The organism is Vreelandella neptunia (assembly GCF_034479615.1).
In the GTDB taxonomy this organism is placed as follows: Bacteria; Pseudomonadota; Gammaproteobacteria; order Pseudomonadales; family Halomonadaceae; genus Vreelandella; species Vreelandella neptunia.
This window is the reverse complement of record NZ_CP140255.1, coordinates 3,919,217-3,936,575: the sequence shown is the minus strand read 5'-3', so window position 1 is coordinate 3,936,575 and position 17,359 is coordinate 3,919,217. Positions and strand designations below refer to the sequence as shown.

Genomic DNA, 17,359 nt, shown 5'->3' with positions numbered 1-17,359 from the left:
GGCTGGGCGGCTCTCGAAGGGGAGAGCCGCCTTACCCTTACCGGTAGTCTCGCGCTAAGCAGCCGGTGACTTTTCGTACAAACCCTGAGACCGCAACTGTCACCCATTGCGGTCTTTGCTATTTCTAGTGAGCACTTTTTCAGGATGAACACTATGTCGAAGGAGCACGCTTCGGTTGAAAATATCGTCAGAGAAAGCACCGCATTTGAGACGATTCAGCGGCGGTTGAGAACCCGGGGCGGCGAGCTGGGCGCATCGATCGGTAAACTGAATGAAGCCCGCGCTGACGTTTTCGGTAGCAGCAGCATGGCGCTTTTAGGCAGAGCCCGGGTACGCACCGAAAATAACGCCATTGCTCGCGATATGGTGCGCATTGGTGAGCAAATTCTGTTTGGCTTCAATGTTCAATTAGGGTTGCGTAAAGAGCTGGAAGCGAGCGATATCTTTGCGCTTTATCACCTCAAAGATGATGAAGAGGGGCTTGAGTTAAGTGAAGCGCCGATGGCGGATAGCTTCCTCACCGAGAGCCGCTTTGTTCAGGATTTCAAAGAACTACAGAAATACTACAGTCACGCTACGCTGGTTCAGCTGGTCACCCTGAACAACAAACTGCTGATCGCTTTTCAAATAGGTGAAAAACTTAGCGACCTGCGTGTCTTCCGCTGGGAATTAGCCGCGAGCGGCGAGGTGAGCCGCTATATCGATAATCGTGGTGAGCGTGACCTGATCTTTCCTGACCGCTTTGCTTTCCCCTGGCAGACAGCAGGCCGGGATATGCAAGAGCAAGGCCGTGCGCCCCATCTGAATATCCTTGATACGGTCTTCGTTGATAACCTGCGCGGCAACATTACCTTCAAAATTGAGAACAACACCAGCAGCGGCGAAGGCGTCTTTACCGACCCAGTGGAGTCAGACTCCCAGTCGCTGGACGATGCCAGCTTTGAATATGCTGATCTTGGTGCAGTGGTGCTGATCCGCATTTTGCCCTTCAATGAGAAACAGTGGCGCTACTATCTTTTTAATCGTGGCGAGCAGCACGTTAAACGTGTCGATGCCATGGCGGGCTCGGTGGTTGAGCTGCCGGAAAACCACGGCCTGATTTTTCCTTCAGGCTACTACTTAAATACCGGTGAGTTGACCACCTACGAAGTCCCCGAGGAAGACCTGCGTTTCAAGCGCATGGTTCGCTCGCCAAACGGCGAAGATGTTCTTTACATTTTCTACGCGCCGCAAACCGGCCAGGTGGTGCTTTATCGCTACAACTTGATCCGCAAGCAGGTCGATACTCCCATGGTGGGGCACGGGGCGGCGATACTTGAAAACGGTCACCTGGCGATTTTTTACGCTGAAGACGAGCCCACGCTGGTTCATCCTATCCAGGTATGGGCGACGCCCTTTATGTCGGAGCGATTTCATGCTCAGGATGCGGTGCGTAACGATACGCCACTAGGCCGAATCGGTAACCCTGATCTGGTACGCGGCATTGCCGAGCTCAATAGTATTGTGCAGCTCGCTAACGAGCAGCAGGCGTCAGAGCGCCACTTTAACGCCATCATCCGGCGGGTCGACCGCACGCTGAACCAGTTCCACTGGATTGGTGAAGCTGATTTCCAGACAATCCAGGCCGCGCTTGAGCAGCTAAAACACACCGCTGAAATGATGCTCGATGAGTATGAGAAAGTCCAGGCGATTCGTGCCCAGACAGCCCAGGCGCTAGACGAGGTTGAAAAACAGCAGGCGACGCTGCTGCGGGAGCTCAAGCCCAGTAGTTGGAAAACCCCCGATCTATTTGTTACCTACTTAAAGCACTTACGCGACCATCGTGGTCGGCTGATGGCGTTGCGCGAGCGCCGCTATCTTGATGAGGAGCGCCTGCAAACGTTAGAGCAAGCGCTGGATAAAGCGGAACAGTCGCTGACCCAGCAGACCTTTAGCTTTCTTGCCCAGCCTGAAGCCTTGGACGGGTACCGAGAAACCCTGGCGACATTGAAAGAGCAGGTGGGCGAAGCGGAAAATCGCCAGCAGCTAGCAGAGTGCGTGGGGCGCTATCGCGAGTTGACTGCGGGCCTGGATATGATTCAAGGGCTGCTGTCGTCGATGTCCGGTGGAGATGCTATCGAGCAAACGCGGATCACCGAGAATATCTCTAGTATCTACGCCTCGATTAATCAGCAGCGCTCCGAGGCTGAGATCCGTTTAAGAGAGCAGGGCAGCGCAGAGGCTCAGGCGCAGTTTGCGGCCCAGATCCGGCTGTTTGAGCAGAGCCTGGCTAATGGCGTGGGTGCGCTGCGGGAACCCGACGACTGCGACCAGCTGATGACCCGCATACTCGACCAACTCCAGGAGCTGGAGAGTCAGTTCGGCGAATTTGATGAATTTTTAACCACCATTCTCGAACAGCGTGAAAGCGCCCACGAAAGCATCGAAGCACGCCGCCAGCAGCTGCAGAATGAGCGTCAACGCCGCGTCTCCACCCTAACCGACGCCAGCCAGCGGATTCTGGCCAACGTGGAGCGAAGAACGGAGCGCTTTGAAACCCTGGAAGAGCTGCATAGCTTCTTCGCAGCGGATGCCATGGTGGGCAAAGTGCGTAGCATGATCGATGAGCTACGCGAGATGGGCGGCAATCTTGAGGCGGACGATATCGCCGGTCGGCTTCGCTCCTCCCAAGATGCCGCCATGCGTAGCGTGCGCGACCGTTCCGATATCTATGAATCCGGTGGCGATGTTATTCGCCTGGGGCCGCGCCACCGCTTCAGCGTCAACCAGCAGCATCTTGATTTAACCCTGGTACCTCGCCAAGAGCGCATCATGCTGCACCTGACGGGCACCCAGTATTACGAGCCTCTGGAAGATGAGCGACTGACCGAGCTGCAAGACTACTGGGGTATGCTGCTGCCTTCGGAAAGCTCAGCGGTCTATCGCGCCGAGTATCTTGCTTATCGCTTTATGGACGAGTTGGCGAAGCCCGGTGCTAAGCCAATTAATGTCGAAGATTTCAGCGAGCTTCAGCGCCAGATTGCTAATTTTGCCTCACCGCGCTATCGCGAAAGCTACGAAAAAGGTATCCACGACCACGATGCTGCATTAATCGTACGCACCCTATGGCCGGCTCGCCAAAGCGCTGGTTTGCTAGGGTTTGGGCCACTGCCCCGGGCGCTGGCGATGCTGTTCTGGGCCGATCGCATTCACGATGAAGACGCGACCCGTAACCTGCGCGCTCGCTGTCTTTCGGCAGGCATTCTATGCCGCATTATGAATAGCGAGGATCTGCTACGGGCCTTGATTCAGGAAGTACAGCCGCAGCTTGATGCTTTTGTATCGGCCCAACAGATCAAGTGCTCGGTGAGTCAGATAAGCAGTGCCACTGACTTTCTGGTGCGCCAGTTGGCTGAAGAGGGCGAACGTTTTCCGGTCACCCAGTACGCCGCCAGCCTGGTGGAGAGCTTTACCACCTCCATGCAGCAGCAGGGCCACTACGCACACTTCCAAGAGGCCCTGGCGGTGGTGGCGGGTAACCCCGGTGCCCGCTGGGTGATCACTTCCCACTGGCTGCAGGCCCACGCGGGGCAAGCCAAGCAAGAGGCGTTGCTGCACTACCTGCCTGAAGCGATTGCTATGCTCAATACGGCTGACCGGTTAAGTACCGCGACCCATAATGTCGAGCTAGCCTTCACCGTTACCGGCCTACTGGGCCAGCATGGGCGTCTTGAACAACAGGAGCTCACGCTTCAGCTAGACGATTTTCAGGAGCGGCTGCGCCACCATGAACAGGTCGTCATACGCGACTGGACGGCACTGCAAGAGCGTCGTCAGCTGATTTTACGCGAGCAGCGGGAGCAGTTGCGGCTAGAAGAGTACCTACCTAAACCGCTCAACTCCTTTGTGCGCAACAAGCTGATTACCGAAAGCTACCTACCCATTATTGGCGATAACCTGGCTAAGCAGATGGGCACGGTGGGAGATACGCGGCGAACGGATAATAGCGGTTTGCTGATGATGATCTCGCCCCCCGGCTACGGTAAAACCACCCTGATGGAGTATGTGGCGAACCGCCTGGGGCTGATCTTTATGAAGATTAATTGCCCCAGCCTTGGTCACGATGTGACCTCGCTGGATCCTGACGCGGCTACCCACTCCACCGCCAGGGCCGAGCTGATCAAGCTCAACTTGGCGTTTGAAATGGGCAACAACGTGATGCTCTATCTGGATGATATTCAGCATACGCATCCGGAGTTTTTGCAGAAGTTTATCTCGCTATGCGACGGCAGCCGGCGGGTAGACGGTATCTGGAACGGGCGCACCAAGACCTACGATATGCGCGGTAAGCGCTTCTGCATCGCCATGGCGGGTAACCCCTACACCGAAAGCGGCGACGTGTTCAAAGTGCCCGACATGCTGGCCAACCGCGCCGATGTTTATAACCTGGGCGATGTATTAAGCGGCATGGAGGAGGTGTTTGCGCTCTCCTACATCGAGAACGCCATGAGTGCCAATACGGTGCTTGCCTCTTTGGCCACGCGGGGCATGGACGATTTTTACCGCTTTGTTGATATCGCCATGGGCCGTGAGGTGCCGAACACCGACTTTGAACACGACTATAGCGCCGCAGAGCGCGAAGAGATCGTGGCGGTGCTGAAGAATATGTTTAAAGCACGTGAAGTGGTGCTGCGCGTCAATCAGCAGTATATCGCCTCCAGCGCCCAAGCTGACGAGTACCGCACCGAGCCGCCGTTCCGGTTGCAGGGCAGCTACCGCAATATGAATCGGTTGGCGGAGAAGATGTCACCAATCCTCAGCGACGACGAGCTTGAAGCGATCATTGATGACCACTACGTCGGCGAAGCGCAGCTGTTAACCCACGGCGCTGAAGAGAATCTACTCAAGCTGAAAGAGCTTAGAGGCACCCTAAGCGAAGAGGATAAGCAGCGCTGGGAAGATATCAAACGAGAGTTCCAACGTCGGCAACTCACCGGTGGCAATGAAGAGACCGGTGCCCTTGTGGTGCGCCAACTGAGCTTAATTGCCGAAGGGGTTGGGCAGTGGGGGAAGGTAAGAACGGAGGATGGATAATGTTGCTGGAGGAACTACCCGAACACTAATCATGAGTCATTGATTGGAGATACTTAATCGTTAAAAGTCAGCCGCTGATTATCAGCGGCTGATTAATCATTTATCTAAAAGCACTCACTCAATAGCCGAGTAAGGATTTTCTGCCATTAAAAAAGCACGTAAGTCGGCTTTTTGAGCGTGGCTATGCAGCCACTCGCGTACGTCAAAGGCTTTTTGGTAGTCAACATCACCAAACTTGCTGCGATAGAGCTGCTCAAAGGTGTCACTGGTTTTTTCCTGACGTATCCGCTTTTGCCAGGCGTCTGTCAGTATGCTGTTAAGGTTACCTGCAAGTCCTTCGGCGACCAGCATTTCCCACTCGCCTTTATTCAGCCAAACGCCGCCTACACGAGCGCTATAGTCAATCCGGTGGGAATTATCTTTGGTGATTCGGAACTTGCTCATAATGCCGCCGGTCACCGGGCAAATAAGCGCGCCTACCGTATCTTCCGCCTCAACGCTCTCGACACCAGTATCATCAAATACATGTTCGGGGTGACGTTCTTTCCAGCTAATGTAATCTTCAATCAAGATCCAGTTGCCGCCGCAGTTGTCGCAAGTATGGCTACGGAAAAGGGCATCAATAAAGCTGGGAACTAATTTTCCCTGCTGGCATGCGGTACATTTCATCGGCGCGTTCCTACTACTAAGTTCATGATATCTTTCTCATATATGAAAGTTGTCACAAAGATTAATTAAGATCAAGTTGTTGCGCTGAAAAATAGGTACTTAGAGTAAAGTGATGCCTAGTATGACACGAAGAAAAAAGATCCATCTTTGAGAATAAAACTCATTATTTACTGTGTGTTCATCCTTTAGTCGTAGACTTGCCAACTGTCGGGAAACCTAGTGCTACCTGATTGCGGTGGTGCTTCCCCTATGGTCTATTGAAGCGCTAGGCTTTATTAAATCGATACGCTTCATTTAAGCAGTTTTTGGCATACACTTACTTTTTGTTACATATAAATATAAAGGAGCTCATCATGACTGATATAGCCGCGTTGCTTGGCAGTGACGCCGATAGTTTGCTTAATCACACGTGCCAGGGCGTACCCCGGGATAGCTTGCACCTGCCGGGCCCAGATTTTATTGACCGTGTTATGGCGGATAGTGACCGCAGCCCAGCGGTGCTGCGCAATATGCAGAGCTTTTTTAATCACGGCCGTTTGGCGGGCACCGGTTACCTCAGCCTGCTGCCAGTAGATCAGGGCATTGAGCACTCAGCGGGCGCTTCTTTCGCGCCTAACCCGCGCTACTTTGACCCGGCCAATATCGTTGAACTGGCACTCGAAGGTGGTTGTAACGGCGTGGCGTCGACGCTGGGCGTTTTGTCATCGGTGGCGCGGCGTTATGCCCACAAGATACCGATGATGCTCAAGCTTAACCACAACGAAACATTGAGCCATCCGGCGATATACGATCAGACGCTATTTGCCGATGTAGACCAGGCCCACGATATGGGGTGCGTGGCGGTGGGGGCGACGATTTACTTTGGCTCCCATGAGAGCCGTCGGCAAATCATGGAAATTAGCGAAGCCTTCGAGCGCGCTCACCAGTTGGGCATGGTAACGGTGCTGTGGGCTTATCTGCGCAATCCAGCCTTCAAGCAGGACGGTACCGACTATCACGTCTCCGCCGACCTCACCAGCCAAGCTAACCATATGGCCGCTACCCTTAAGGCGGATATCGTCAAACAGAAACTACCCGAGAACAACGGCGGTTACCGTGCAGTAGGCTTTGGCCATACTCATGACAATGTCTACAGCGAGCTAACCACTGACCACCCCATTGATTTGGCCCGCTACCAGGTCGCCAACTGCTTTATGGGCCGCGCGGGTTTGATTAATTCCGGCGGGGGCTCCAAGGGGCATTCTGATCTCGGCGAAGCGGTGCGCACGGCGGTGATCAATAAACGTGCCGGTGGTATGGGCTTGATCTCAGGGCGTAAGGCGTTCCAAAAACCGATGCAGGAAGGCGTTGAGCTGCTGCATGCGATTCAGGATGTCTATCTCTCTACCGATGTAATGGTCGCTTAAGCTGGCTATTGGCTGACCGTAGACCTTAAACGAGCACCAGTAAACTTGATGAATATTAATTAATATTAAATAATCGTCGCATTGAGATGTTTAAAACGGCATACGCTTAAGGAGCTATATCATGAGTGGAAAGCCTGCAGCACGTATTACCGACCTTACCGCGTGCCCTATACCAGGGCACGGAACAAACCCGTTGGTAAGTGGCTCGCCTGATGTTTTTTACGATGGGTTGTCTGCCGCAAGACTAGACGATAAATCTGCATGTGGCAGTCCTATTACCCACGAGGTTTCATCCACCGTATTCGTCAATAGTAAGCCTGCTGCTGTCCTGAGCAGTGTGGGTGCCCACGGTAATGTAGTCATCACCGGGTCGGGGACGGTCATCATCGGTAAGTAGTGATTTCTGCCCCCTCTGATCAGAGCGCTGGCGGCCGTTAAAAAAGCCTGAAAATTGCCATCCAGACCCTTGAAAATCGACTGACCGCTCCTATTTTTTACAGCGTAGAGGCTGCTTCTGTGGGTTGCGTAAGAGGCTGCCTCTTATGACAACTTTCATAGTCTGCTTAACGTAGGAGGTGTTCGATATGTTCGATGATCTCAAGCGTTTTGAAACCGGTTTGCCTCGCCAGTTTGACTGGTTTAGCCAGTTGCTGGATGGCTTCTTGCCTGACACCAATGTGATGGATATTCGCGCGGTGCCGCGTGGTAGTTTCCCGATGATCAATGTCGCTCGGAGCGACGATGCCGTGAGGGTCTATGTGTTTGCGGCGGGTCTGGCACCCTCGGATTTGACCATCGATGTTCAGGATAATGTGCTGACACTGCGTGGCAAACGCGATGCTGTGACGGGCAGTAATGAAGATGGCAGCTCCCGCCCGGTATTTCGTCGTGAGCGCGCCAGCGGTGAGTTTGTTAGAGCGATTGCGCTCCCCGACGGTCTCGATGCCGAACGGGCAGAGGCACGCCATGCCCATGGTGTGTTCGAGATCGTGTTGCCTAAACGCGAAGAACTCAAGCCGCGGCGTATTGATGTTCAGGCGGCGTAAATCATGTTTGTTAACCTTGAAGAAGGAGGGATAAATCATGAATAACGTTGTTCGTTCATCCAACCACTCCCCGCTGCAACAAGGTGGCGAAGAGCAACGCCGTGAAGAAACCCTGCTGCCAGCGGTGGATATTATTGAGGAGTCTAACGCGCTCAAACTGGTGGCGGATATGCCCGGCGTGACTAATGAGACGCTGAAAATAGAGCTCGACAACAACGTGCTGAGCTTGGAGGGTGAGATAGCGCTAAATATGCCCGAAGGGCTGAGCGCGCTGCACGCCGAGGTTCGCGGCCAGCGTTTTGCGCGGCGTTTTAACCTCAGTCACGAAGTGGACAGTGATGCCATTAGCGCCACTCTCGTCAACGGCGTACTGACGCTAACGCTGCCCAAGAAAGATAGCCACCGTACACGCCGTATTGAGGTACAGGCAGCATAACGTTAGCCAACTGAGAATAGATGCTGAGTGTCCGCGATAACGTGGGCACTCTTTTTTTGTTTCAGCTTTTGGTTACTGTTCTAGGTAAAACTCTCCCTTACCCACTACCACTGTGTTACCGCCAACCTGCACAAAACCGGGTTTGATACCGCCATTTGCTGCTGTGTAGATAACACTAGGCCGCCCCATCTCAACACCCTGATGAATCTTGCAATGCAAAGCATCGGGTTGAAGTGAGGCCAAATAGCCGGTTAAAGCAGCTGCGGCGCTACCGGTAGCGGGGTCTTCGCAAATGCTGGCATGCATACAAAACATGCGGCTGTGAACAATCGTTTCTGCCCCGCCTTGTTGTTCAATAACATACAGGTAAATCTGGACGGCACTGCTAGCCATAACAGCACTTGCCCAAGCCGTCGTAGCAATACGTACGCTCTCTAGCGCTGCCATATCAGTGAGTTCGATCAAATGAAAGGGTAGCCCAAAGGAAGCAATCACCGGATCACCAATAACTTGATGGATGTCCAATCCCAGCAGCTCAACGGCAGTGGTGCGATCAATAGTGCTGTCGGTGATCATGGCGGGCTGGGCGGTCTTAAACGTTGCCCTATCTTGTTCATAATTAACCACTAGCTCGCCGATGGGAGGTTGGAGGACAACGCCTTGCTCGCGGTTCACTAAATTCAGCTCTCTTAGCAGGTGCGCGGTGCCTACCGTAGGGTGGCCTGCAAAAGGTAGCTCACGACTAGGCGTAAAGATCCGCATCGGGTAGTGATTCGGTTCAGCGGCTGAACTTAAAAACACCGTTTCGGCCAGGTTAAGCTCATTAGCCAGCGCCTGCATGGTACTGGCTGCCAACCCATCAGCCTCTAGAAAGACGGCCAATGGGTTGCCGGTAAACGGCTGGTCGGTAAAGACGTCGAGTAGGTAATACTCAGCGGTTTTCATAAGGCCCCTCATCGAGTGGTGTATGCTTCCAAAACGCTTTATGTCCCTCTTTGAGCGCCTGTGTGCGGTCAATGCCGATATCATCAAGTAGTCTGTCATCAAGTGATAGCAGTTGGCGTCGGCTGCGACGGTAGTGGCGGTACTGACGCAGTTGAGATCTTAGCTGATAACGAAGCTGGGTGAGGCTGAAGCGTGGCATGGCTAATCCTCCGTGTTATATGCCCAACCAGATTACTCAGTGCTATCATTTGAATACAGATATAGATTTTAATGTTTTTATGATACAGAGGGGCGTGTTATGCCTCTGTATGGCCGATTTCGAGGTCATCTGTATTGTTATCAGGCTGCATCAGGGGGAGTGTCATGACGCGCTATGAAGAAGTCGCCAGCATTTTGCGCGAGCGTATCGAACACGGAATTTACCGTGTGGGTGATCGCCTGCCTTCTATCCGTGCAGTGTGCCAGGAGCTGGACGTTAGCATCTCGACGGCCCAGGAGGCTTGCCGCCAGCTGATGGACGTGGGATTGATTGAGTCTCGACCAAAATCGGGCTACTTCGTACTGCCTAGCCGCGTACCATCGGTGCTGCCGTCGGTCTCACGACCCGCGCAGCGCCCGCTGGATATTTCCCAGTGGGATCAAGTGCTGGAGCTCGTCGCCACCCAACGTGATGACGTGCGGCTGCTGCTGGGGCGCGGCATACCGAATTTTGAGTATGAAACGCTGCGGCCGCTGTCGAAAATCCTCGCTGGCCTTCATCGCAGTAATGACCTGCACGGATTCAATTACGATAGGTTGAGCGGTAGCCCCGAGCTGCGCCAACAGGTGGCGCGATTGGCTATTGCTTCCGGCTGCTTGCTACACCCAGACGACATTATGGTGACCACCGGCTGTCAGGAGGCGCTTTCGATTGCGCTGCGCACGCTCACCCAGCCGGGTGATGTGGTGGCTGTCGATTCGCCCAGCTTTTACGGCACCATGCAGATACTCAAGGCCAACGGCTTAAAAGCCCTGGAAATACCCACCGACCCGCAAACCGGTATTAGTCTGGAAGCTCTGGAACTGGCGCTGGAACAGTGGCCGATTCGCGCGATACAGGTCACGCCCACTTACAACAACCCGCTGGGCTACACCATGCCTGAAGCACGCAAGCGGGCGCTGTTTCAGCTTGCCCAACGCTTTGATGTGGCCATTATCGAAGATGATATCTACGGTGACCTGTCATTTACTCTGCCAAGACCGCGTACTGTGAAATCTTTCGATGACGACGGGCGCGTGATGCTATGCAGCGGCTTTTCCAAAACCGTGGGGCCGGGGCTAAGAGTGGGTTGGCTAGCGCCAGGGCGCTATCGTGATCAGGCGTTGCATATGAAGTATGTCTCCACTGGCGCTTCGGCGACGTTGCCGCAGCTGGCAGTTGCGGAGTTCGTCGCCAAAGGCCACTACGAGCGCCATGTCCGTTACGCTACCCGCCAATATCAGCGCCAGCGCGATATCATGATCAGTTGGGTTCAGCGCTACTTCCACAAGGGAGCGGGTATTAGCTACCCACAAGGGGGCTTTTTGCTATGGGTAGAGCTACCCGCCGCCGTGGATTGCGTGCGCTTGAATGAACGCTTGGCGGAGCGTGCTATCCACGTAGCACCAGGATCGCTGTTTTCAGCCTCGGGTAAGTTTCGCCAGTGCTTGCGCTTGAACTACGCTTTCACGCTTACGCCTAGCATCGAAGCGGCCGTGCGAACGGTGGGGGCGCTAGCCACGGAGATGGTGGAAGAAGCGCAGGCGCATGAGGTTGTCTTATAAATTGAAATTACTACCCGCCATTGGCGTCAAACGGCCATGGTCGATAATCGGCCCGGTTGGTTGTCCACCGGGAGCGCCCCCTTGAGGCTCAACACTTACGGCTAAATCGGCATTGAATAATTGGGCGCGTAGCTCCGCACTGGGTTGGAGACGTAGGCTGCCTTGCTCCGGCAGCAGGCCTAGAGAAATGGGCGTGCCATCGGCAATCAACCACAGCTCGCCGGTCTGCTCGCTATTGACCTGGGTTGGTTGAACCGCTTGCACGATCAGCTCTCCCCCCTCGGTGGCGCTAATGATCCAGCCTGGCGTGCGCGATTCGTCCTGAACCACGAACACCGCTTCTCCCTCTGGCGGCGTAGTCAGTTCAGCTTGTTGCCAAAGAAGGCCCAGCGCGACCGCCATTACCCCAAAACTGGCCGCCATGGCCTGCCATGCACCCAGGCGTTGCCACCAGCGTAAAGGTAACGCCCCGGTCGCCGCTGTAATGCGCTGCCAGACCTCTTTTGGCGGTGTCTTAGGATCCAGGCGTTCGTTGAACAAGTGGAGATGCTCTCGCCAAGCTTCCACGTCATTACGTAGGTCATGGCTGACAGCCAACAGCGCTTCAAATCGTGCTTTTTGGTCTCGATCCAGTACGCTCAGTACGTACTCACCAGCCGCAAGGTGGCGATCATCAGGGTCGCTTAAATCCCATTGGTTAGACATGTTTTTAACCTCTCGAGTCCACGGCGGATCCAGCTTTTGACGCTGCCCAGCGGTTGGGACAGAGAGCTGGCAAGCTCGCTGTGAGTCATACCCTGAAAGTAGGCCATTTCCATTAACTGGCGCTGATTACCACTGAGTGTGTCGAGGCAGTCATTCAGTTTGGCGCTTTGCTGATGACTGATGCTGTCATATTCAGGGTCGTCGGTGCCTTGTAGCGTTGCTAACAAGGGTTCATCGGTGGTGGCGTCTTGGGGTTTCTGGCGGCGCAGCCAGTCGATGCCAATATTGCGAGCGAGTGTGGACAGCCAGGTCATCGGCTTGGCTCGTGTGGCGTCGTATTGGTCGGCAGCATGCCAGATTCTGATAAAAACATGTTGGAGACAATCCTGTGCGGCACCTTCATCTCTTACTATACGCAGCAACTGAGCATATAGATGCGCACTGGAGGCACGATAAAGGCGCTCGAATGCGTTGCGGTCGCCCTGGGCGCAGCCGTTGAGTTGTTCAATAAGATATTGGTGGCGTTGTGTGGCATCTAGCATTCAGGCATCTCAGCACAGTAAACCGAAATGTCAGTCTTGGTGAGCCCGCCGTTGAAGGCAATAGGCGAGGGGTAAGCAGCGAATAAAATATTTTTGAGATAATTTGCATCCGCTTTGGCATCAGGCGCGTAAGTGTTAGTGAGCTTGCATGGTTGAGCTCTTTTAATTACAACCAGGAGATGCCCCAATGAAACTCAAACTTCTTACTACTAGCCTGTTTGCTGCTGCCCTCTATACCGGTGCTGCCGTTGCCGATCATGGACCTACTACGGTAGGCGGCGCTAGCATGCTTCCTGAGCGCAATATCATCGAAAATGCGGTTAATTCGGGTGACCATAAAACGCTAGTGGCCGCCGTTCAAGCGGCTGAACTGGTTGATGTGCTGCAAGGGGAAGGCCCCTTTACTGTATTTGCTCCGACCGATGAAGCTTTTGCGGCATTGCCAGAAGGTACGGTTGATACCTTGCTGAAACCTGAGAATAAAGCGCAGTTACAGACCGTTCTGACTTATCACGTTGTGCCTGGCAACATGAACCGGGACGCATTGTGGGAAGAAATCATGGAAAACGATGGCACCGTGGCCTTCAAAACCGTACAAGGCGAGTACCTTACCGCAGCGCGCAATGGTAATAACCTGATGGTCATGGATGCCCAGGGCAATAGTGCCAACATTACCGTCGTGGATGTCGCGCAGTCGAATGGCGTTATCCACGTAATCGATAGCGTGTTGATGCCCTAAAGCTTCAGCACACAACGGATAATGACAGTTATTCGTTTTAGATTACGTTTACCCACCGTCTGGCTTGCTAGGCGGTGGGTTTTTGTCGATCAGATGGCCGTAAAAAAAGTTCTCGGGCGCGAGTTGCTGGTTCGCGAATGACACATTCTTCCGCATGATCATTAAGCAACCCCATGGCCTGCATAAAGGCAAAAGCGGTAGTGGGGCCGAAAAATTTCCAGCCGCGCTTTTTTAACTCCTTGGCAAGGGCGATAGATTCAGGCGAGGTGGTCTGTGTTTGAGGCACCGCTAACGCGATAGGCTCATAGCGCCAGAAGAAAGCGGCCAGCGAGCCTTCCTGCTCGACCATTTCCTTGGCACGTTGGGCGTTATTAATGGCTGCTTCGATTTTTCCACGATGGCGAATAATTCCCGCGTCTTGAAGTAAACGCTGCACATTGTCTTCGCCAAAGCGGGCGACTTGGTGGAAATCGAAGTGGTGAAAGGCAGCGCGAAAATTTTCGCGTTTATTAAGAATCGTGCGCCAGCTTAAGCCCGACTGAAAGCTCTCTAGACACAGCTTCTCGAACAGCTGCTGATCGTTGTCTACGGGAAAGCCCCACTCGTTGTCGTGATAGGGCAGAAACTCTGGCGCGCCGCCACACCACTGACAGCGGGGGTGCCCGTCGGGGGCGATAAAGTCGTTGGTCATCAGATCCCCATCCGTTAATCAAACCACTCTTGGGCGGTGCGCCACAGGCACATACCGATGAAATAAGCCGATGTTACTCCCCATCCCCATAGTGCCCAGCTGGCATGAACGGGGCTGGAGAGCACCAGTGACGTAGCGCATACACACCACACCAGCGTCACGGCGATATTGAGCGGCATAAACTGGCGCACACGAAAGGGGTGCAGAAACTTCATTCGTGTCACGGTGAGGACAGCCAGCAGTACGATATTGGCAAACGTGATGAACGGAGGAAGGTCGAGAACATAGAAATAGGCGGCGGCGATGTTCCAGGCGGCAGGAAAGCCAACGAAGTAGTTATCCTGGCTTTTCATATCGACGTTGCAGAAACAGAACATCGAGGACAGCAGGATTATGAAAACCGATAGCAACCCTAAATGGGGTGGCAATTCAATGAAGTAATATATAAACAGGGCGGGAATAAAAGCCCAGGTGAGGTAATCGATGACCATATCGAGGGTTGAACCATCGAAATGGGGCAGTATGGCCTTTACTTCATACTTGCGTGCCAGGGTGCCATCGATACCATCAATCATCATCGCAGCGCCTAGCCACAGGAGACAGGCGACCGGGTTATCGTCGACCAGTGCGAGCAGTGCCATCGTACCCAGCAGCACACCGCTAGCGGTAAATATATGCACGCTCCATGCCTTCCATATCGAGGCGCGGGATTCTGTATGCGAAGAGAGCGGTTGAGCCACATTAACCCCATTGGGAACGTGGTGTCCCCTTACTGTGCGATTTATTGGTAGGCGTGTTAAAAAACCATACCCTATCACTGTTTTTTTATATCGGCCGCTTAAATTGCTGCCACACTGCCACACCATTGGCAGCGGGGGTATCCGTGAGGGGCGATAAAATCGAGCATGGTAACGTCTCTGATTGCGTTGTTTATACTGTATTCCATTGTCTAAACATTGTTTACTCAATGTTTAGACCTAGACGGTTAATTCAATGGTAAGCATGTCAGGAGGCCCCACCATGAACACGATTCGCTCAGCTACTCTTAACGATCTTGACGCTTTAACAAGGCTGTTGGATGGCTATCGCCAGTTTTATCAGCAGCCGAGTGATGTCGATGCGGCGCGTGCTTTTCTGCGCCAGCGCTTTGGTCGGGCGGATTCACGCATCCTGGTGAGTGAGGATGCTGAAGGTGGGCTCACCGGTTTTGTGCAACTTTATCCTGGGGTTTCCACGGTGGGCTTAAATGCCCGCTGGACGCTGAATGATCTGTTTGTGCTGCCGGAGTGCCGTGATAAAGGCACCGGGAGAGCATTAATGGAAGCTGCCACCCAGCTTGCCCATGATCACGGCGTCTCACGCTTAATATTAATGACGCAGGTAGAGAACGAACGCGCCCAACACCTTTATGAATCATTGGGATGGCAGCGTAATACGGCGTTTTACGGTTATTTACTCGATATTAAATAACACGGCGTTATAGGTGCGTGCTTAAGTGGCGTTCTCCGGCAACTTACACACATCCACCCACGAGGCATTGACCAGCTCGGCCAAACGCTTTGGGCTTAGGCGCACGGCGCTGGTAGGCGAGCCTGCGGCGGGTAGCACTTCGTCATAGGCGTGGAGCGATTCATCGCAGTAAACCGGCAGGTCGGTGGCGAGGCCAAAGGGACAAACGCCGCCGACTGGGTGGCTGGTGAGCTCCATGACCGTCTCAGCGTCGAGCATTTTGGCCTTGCCGCCGAAGGTATCGCGAATTTTGCGGTTGTCGATACGCGCATCGCCACTGGCGACAATGAGTAGCGGTTTTTCACCGACTTTGAATGCCAGGGTTTTGGCAATTTGCCCTGGCACTACGCCGTGGGCGTCAGCGGCCAACTGCACCGTAGCGGTGCTGGTATCAAGTTCTTCGATTTTTATATCCGGCGCGTGCTCGGCAAAAAACTGGCGAACGGTTTCTATTCCCATTGTGGATACCCCGGTCATGAACATTCGGCATTAACGTTCTCGGTCAAATAACTAATCTAACGTGCCTTTGCTACATTAGCCAAGCCAGGGGGGCGTCGTAATTTTGGCTGGCTCACGCTGCATAATGATCTCGCCGTGGCGTACGGAAAGCAGCACCTCACCTTGGGTTCGTAGCACGCTGTAGTCATCCTCACCCTCCAGCAGATTGAAGCTGGCAGGCTTGCCTACCTCAATGCCGTAACGCGCTTCAATATTCATGGTGCGGGCGCTGTTATCGGTTATTAAGGACAACGCCTGGCTGAAGTCCTGATAGCCCATCATTTGGCAAATATGCAGGCCAAAATCCAGCGTTCGCAGCAGCTTCCCGTTACCCAAGGAGTACCAGGGATCGAAGATGGAGTCCTCGGCAAAGCAAACATTGATGCCCGCTGCGTTGAGCTCTTTTACCCGCGTCACGCCGCGCCGTTTCGGGTAGGTGTCAAAGCGCCCCTGCAGGTGAATGCTTTCGGTGGGGCAGGAGACAAAGTTAATACCCGAGCGTTTTAGCAGCAGAAACAGTTTGGAGCAGTAAGCGTTGTCGTAGGAGTGCATCGCCGTGGTGTGACTGGCGGTCACGCGGCTGCCTAAGTCGTTAAACAGCGCTTCGCAGGCCAGTACTTCGAGAAAGCGCGAGTTGGGATCGTCAATCTCGTCACAGTGCACATCTACCAAACGGTCGTACTTGATTGCCAGTTCGATCACTCGCTTCATGGAAGCGACACCCAGCTCGCGGGTGTATTCGAAGTGGGGAATGCCGCCCACCACATCGGCGCCGATCTCCAGCGCCTCTTCCATCAGCCTGTCACCGCCGGGATAAGAGAGCAGGCCGTCTTGTGGGAAGGCGACTACCTGAATATCAATTTTATCTTTTAACTCGTCGCGCAAAGCGCACAGCGTTTTAAGCCCAATCAGGCTCGGGTCGCTGGTATCGGCGTGGGTGCGCACAAACTGCACGCCATTGCCGATCAATAAATTAAGCGTTTTCAGCGCTCGCTCACGTATATCCGCTTCGGTGAGCATAGGCTTACGTTCGCCCCAGCGCTCAATGCCTTCAAACAGCGTGCCGCTCTGGTTCCAGCTAGGCTCGCCCGCCGTAAGCGCGGCGTCCAAATGAATATGGGGCTCAATAAACGGCGCGCAAACCAGCTTGGCGCTCGCATCAATTTGTCCTTCGCTCACTGTTTGCGGGGCGTCTTGCACGGTAATCGCAGTGAACGTGCCGTTCTCAATCTCAATTCGGTAAAGCTCTGGGCGCTGGCGAAGGCGGGCGTTAATGATCTGCATGGGCATATGAAAA

General features: G+C 53.9%; 17 protein-coding genes. 8 read left to right on the top strand and 9 right to left on the bottom strand.

The features are described from left to right. Positions 1-153: 153 nt before the first annotated feature. Positions 154-5,073 carry a DNA repair ATPase gene (locus tag SR894_RS18255; protein WP_246638303.1) on the top strand — a complete coding sequence of 1,640 codons (4,920 nt, stop codon included), beginning with the start codon at positions 154-156 and terminating at the stop codon, positions 5,071-5,073. A 114-nt stretch (positions 5,074-5,187) separates the two neighbouring features. On the opposite strand, the gene SR894_RS18250 is transcribed toward SR894_RS18255, so the two are convergent. After that, a complete protein-coding gene (locus SR894_RS18250; protein WP_223289129.1) occupies positions 5,188-5,742 on the bottom strand; it encodes a zf-TFIIB domain-containing protein in 555 nt (184 codons plus the stop codon). Positions 5,743-6,095: 353 nt separating this feature from the next. On the opposite strand from SR894_RS18250, the gene SR894_RS18245 reads away from it, so the two are divergent. The 4 genes from SR894_RS18245 (at position 6,096) to SR894_RS18230 (ending at position 8,630) form a co-directional block, all read left to right on the top strand. After that, the gene (locus tag SR894_RS18245; RefSeq protein ID WP_223289128.1) at positions 6,096-7,148 is read left to right on the top strand and encodes a class I fructose-bisphosphate aldolase; all 1,053 of its coding nucleotides are present in this window, start codon (positions 6,096-6,098) and stop codon (positions 7,146-7,148) included. Between the two features lie 121 nt (positions 7,149-7,269). Then, entirely contained in the window at positions 7,270-7,545 is a 276-nt protein-coding gene (locus SR894_RS18240) for a PAAR domain-containing protein (RefSeq protein ID WP_133731399.1), read from the top strand. 187 nt (positions 7,546-7,732) lie between these two features. After that, entirely contained in the window at positions 7,733-8,194 is a 462-nt protein-coding gene (locus SR894_RS18235) for an Hsp20/alpha crystallin family protein (protein ID WP_223289127.1), read from the top strand. 37 nt (positions 8,195-8,231) lie between these two features. Further along, the gene (locus SR894_RS18230; RefSeq protein WP_223289126.1) at positions 8,232-8,630 is read left to right on the top strand and encodes an Hsp20/alpha crystallin family protein; all 399 of its coding nucleotides are present in this window, start codon (positions 8,232-8,234) and stop codon (positions 8,628-8,630) included. A 72-nt stretch (positions 8,631-8,702) separates the two neighbouring features. Here SR894_RS18230 and SR894_RS18225 read toward each other — a convergent pair whose 3' ends face one another. After that, entirely contained in the window at positions 8,703-9,575 is an 873-nt protein-coding gene (locus tag SR894_RS18225; protein ID WP_223289125.1) for a PhzF family phenazine biosynthesis protein, read from the bottom strand. Then, positions 9,562-9,774, bottom strand: coding sequence for a YjiS-like domain-containing protein (locus SR894_RS18220; RefSeq protein ID WP_133731395.1), 213 nt, complete (start codon positions 9,772-9,774; stop codon positions 9,562-9,564). Before SR894_RS18220 ends, SR894_RS18225 begins: the two co-directional genes overlap by 14 nt. Positions 9,775-9,938: 164 nt before the next feature. Between SR894_RS18220 and SR894_RS18215 the strand changes: the two genes are divergently transcribed. Further along, positions 9,939-11,378 carry an aminotransferase-like domain-containing protein gene (locus tag SR894_RS18215; RefSeq protein WP_133731394.1) on the top strand — a complete coding sequence of 480 codons (1,440 nt, stop codon included), beginning with the start codon at positions 9,939-9,941 and terminating at the stop codon, positions 11,376-11,378. On the opposite strand, the gene SR894_RS18210 is transcribed toward SR894_RS18215, so the two are convergent. Both SR894_RS18210 and SR894_RS18205 read right to left on the bottom strand, forming a co-directional pair. Further along, a complete protein-coding gene (locus SR894_RS18210) occupies positions 11,373-12,083 on the bottom strand; it encodes an anti-sigma factor (protein ID WP_223289124.1) in 711 nt (236 codons plus the stop codon). The two genes, SR894_RS18215 and SR894_RS18210, sit on opposite strands and share 6 nt — an antisense overlap. After that, complete coding sequence (locus SR894_RS18205; protein WP_223289123.1) at positions 12,062-12,625, bottom strand: sigma-70 family RNA polymerase sigma factor; 564 nt, start codon at positions 12,623-12,625, stop codon at positions 12,062-12,064. The genes SR894_RS18210 and SR894_RS18205 overlap by 22 nt, the downstream gene beginning before the upstream one ends. Positions 12,626-12,812: 187 nt before the next feature. On the opposite strand from SR894_RS18205, the gene SR894_RS18200 reads away from it, so the two are divergent. Continuing rightward, positions 12,813-13,364 carry a fasciclin domain-containing protein gene (locus tag SR894_RS18200; RefSeq protein WP_223289122.1) on the top strand — a complete coding sequence of 184 codons (552 nt, stop codon included), beginning with the start codon at positions 12,813-12,815 and terminating at the stop codon, positions 13,362-13,364. Between the two features lie 67 nt (positions 13,365-13,431). Here SR894_RS18200 and SR894_RS18195 read toward each other — a convergent pair whose 3' ends face one another. Together SR894_RS18195 and pcsA are read right to left on the bottom strand one after the other, a co-directional pair. Continuing rightward, positions 13,432-14,055 (bottom strand): DNA-3-methyladenine glycosylase I, encoded by a 624-nt coding sequence (locus SR894_RS18195; protein ID WP_223289121.1) that lies wholly within the window; start codon positions 14,053-14,055, stop codon positions 13,432-13,434. Positions 14,056-14,069: 14 nt separating this feature from the next. Continuing rightward, positions 14,070-14,795, bottom strand: a complete 726-nt coding sequence (gene pcsA, locus SR894_RS18190; protein WP_422822671.1) for a phosphatidylcholine synthase — start codon at positions 14,793-14,795, stop codon at positions 14,070-14,072. 280 nt (positions 14,796-15,075) lie between these two features. Here pcsA and SR894_RS18185 point away from each other — a divergent pair, with 280 nt between their 5' ends. Continuing rightward, positions 15,076-15,525 carry a GNAT family N-acetyltransferase gene (locus tag SR894_RS18185; protein ID WP_133731388.1) on the top strand — a complete coding sequence of 150 codons (450 nt, stop codon included), beginning with the start codon at positions 15,076-15,078 and terminating at the stop codon, positions 15,523-15,525. 21 nt (positions 15,526-15,546) lie between these two features. Here SR894_RS18185 and SR894_RS18180 read toward each other — a convergent pair whose 3' ends face one another. Together SR894_RS18180 and codA are read right to left on the bottom strand one after the other, a co-directional pair. Continuing rightward, a complete protein-coding gene (locus tag SR894_RS18180; RefSeq protein ID WP_223289120.1) occupies positions 15,547-16,023 on the bottom strand; it encodes a YbaK/EbsC family protein in 477 nt (158 codons plus the stop codon). 75 nt (positions 16,024-16,098) lie between these two features. Beyond that, positions 16,099-17,352, bottom strand: a complete 1,254-nt coding sequence (codA, locus tag SR894_RS18175) for a cytosine deaminase (RefSeq protein WP_223289119.1) — start codon at positions 17,350-17,352, stop codon at positions 16,099-16,101. Between the last annotated feature and the right edge of the window lie 7 nt (positions 17,353-17,359).

What these genes read in the sequence shown, in the direction of transcription:
- SR894_RS18255 (WP_246638303.1), top strand. Translation starts at nt 154, where the DNA reads ATGTCGAAGGAGCACGCTTCGGTTGAAAATATCGTCAGAGAAAGCACC.
- SR894_RS18250 (WP_223289129.1), bottom strand. Translation starts at nt 5,742, where the DNA reads ATGAAATGTACCGCATGCCAGCAGGGAAAATTAGTTCCCAGCTTTATT.
- SR894_RS18245 (WP_223289128.1), top strand. Translation starts at nt 6,096, where the DNA reads ATGACTGATATAGCCGCGTTGCTTGGCAGTGACGCCGATAGTTTGCTT.
- SR894_RS18240 (WP_133731399.1), top strand. Translation starts at nt 7,270, where the DNA reads ATGAGTGGAAAGCCTGCAGCACGTATTACCGACCTTACCGCGTGCCCT.
- SR894_RS18235 (WP_223289127.1), top strand. Translation starts at nt 7,733, where the DNA reads ATGTTCGATGATCTCAAGCGTTTTGAAACCGGTTTGCCTCGCCAGTTT.
- SR894_RS18230 (WP_223289126.1), top strand. Translation starts at nt 8,232, where the DNA reads ATGAATAACGTTGTTCGTTCATCCAACCACTCCCCGCTGCAACAAGGT.
- SR894_RS18225 (WP_223289125.1), bottom strand. Translation starts at nt 9,575, where the DNA reads ATGAAAACCGCTGAGTATTACCTACTCGACGTCTTTACCGACCAGCCG.
- SR894_RS18220 (WP_133731395.1), bottom strand. Translation starts at nt 9,774, where the DNA reads ATGCCACGCTTCAGCCTCACCCAGCTTCGTTATCAGCTAAGATCTCAA.
- SR894_RS18215 (WP_133731394.1), top strand. Translation starts at nt 9,939, where the DNA reads ATGACGCGCTATGAAGAAGTCGCCAGCATTTTGCGCGAGCGTATCGAA.
- SR894_RS18210 (WP_223289124.1), bottom strand. Translation starts at nt 12,083, where the DNA reads ATGTCTAACCAATGGGATTTAAGCGACCCTGATGATCGCCACCTTGCG.
- SR894_RS18205 (WP_223289123.1), bottom strand. Translation starts at nt 12,625, where the DNA reads ATGCTAGATGCCACACAACGCCACCAATATCTTATTGAACAACTCAAC.
- SR894_RS18200 (WP_223289122.1), top strand. Translation starts at nt 12,813, where the DNA reads ATGAAACTCAAACTTCTTACTACTAGCCTGTTTGCTGCTGCCCTCTAT.
- SR894_RS18195 (WP_223289121.1), bottom strand. Translation starts at nt 14,055, where the DNA reads ATGACCAACGACTTTATCGCCCCCGACGGGCACCCCCGCTGTCAGTGG.
- SR894_RS18185 (WP_133731388.1), top strand. Translation starts at nt 15,076, where the DNA reads ATGAACACGATTCGCTCAGCTACTCTTAACGATCTTGACGCTTTAACA.
- SR894_RS18180 (WP_223289120.1), bottom strand. Translation starts at nt 16,023, where the DNA reads ATGGGAATAGAAACCGTTCGCCAGTTTTTTGCCGAGCACGCGCCGGAT.
- codA (WP_223289119.1), bottom strand. Translation starts at nt 17,352, where the DNA reads ATGCCCATGCAGATCATTAACGCCCGCCTTCGCCAGCGCCCAGAGCTT.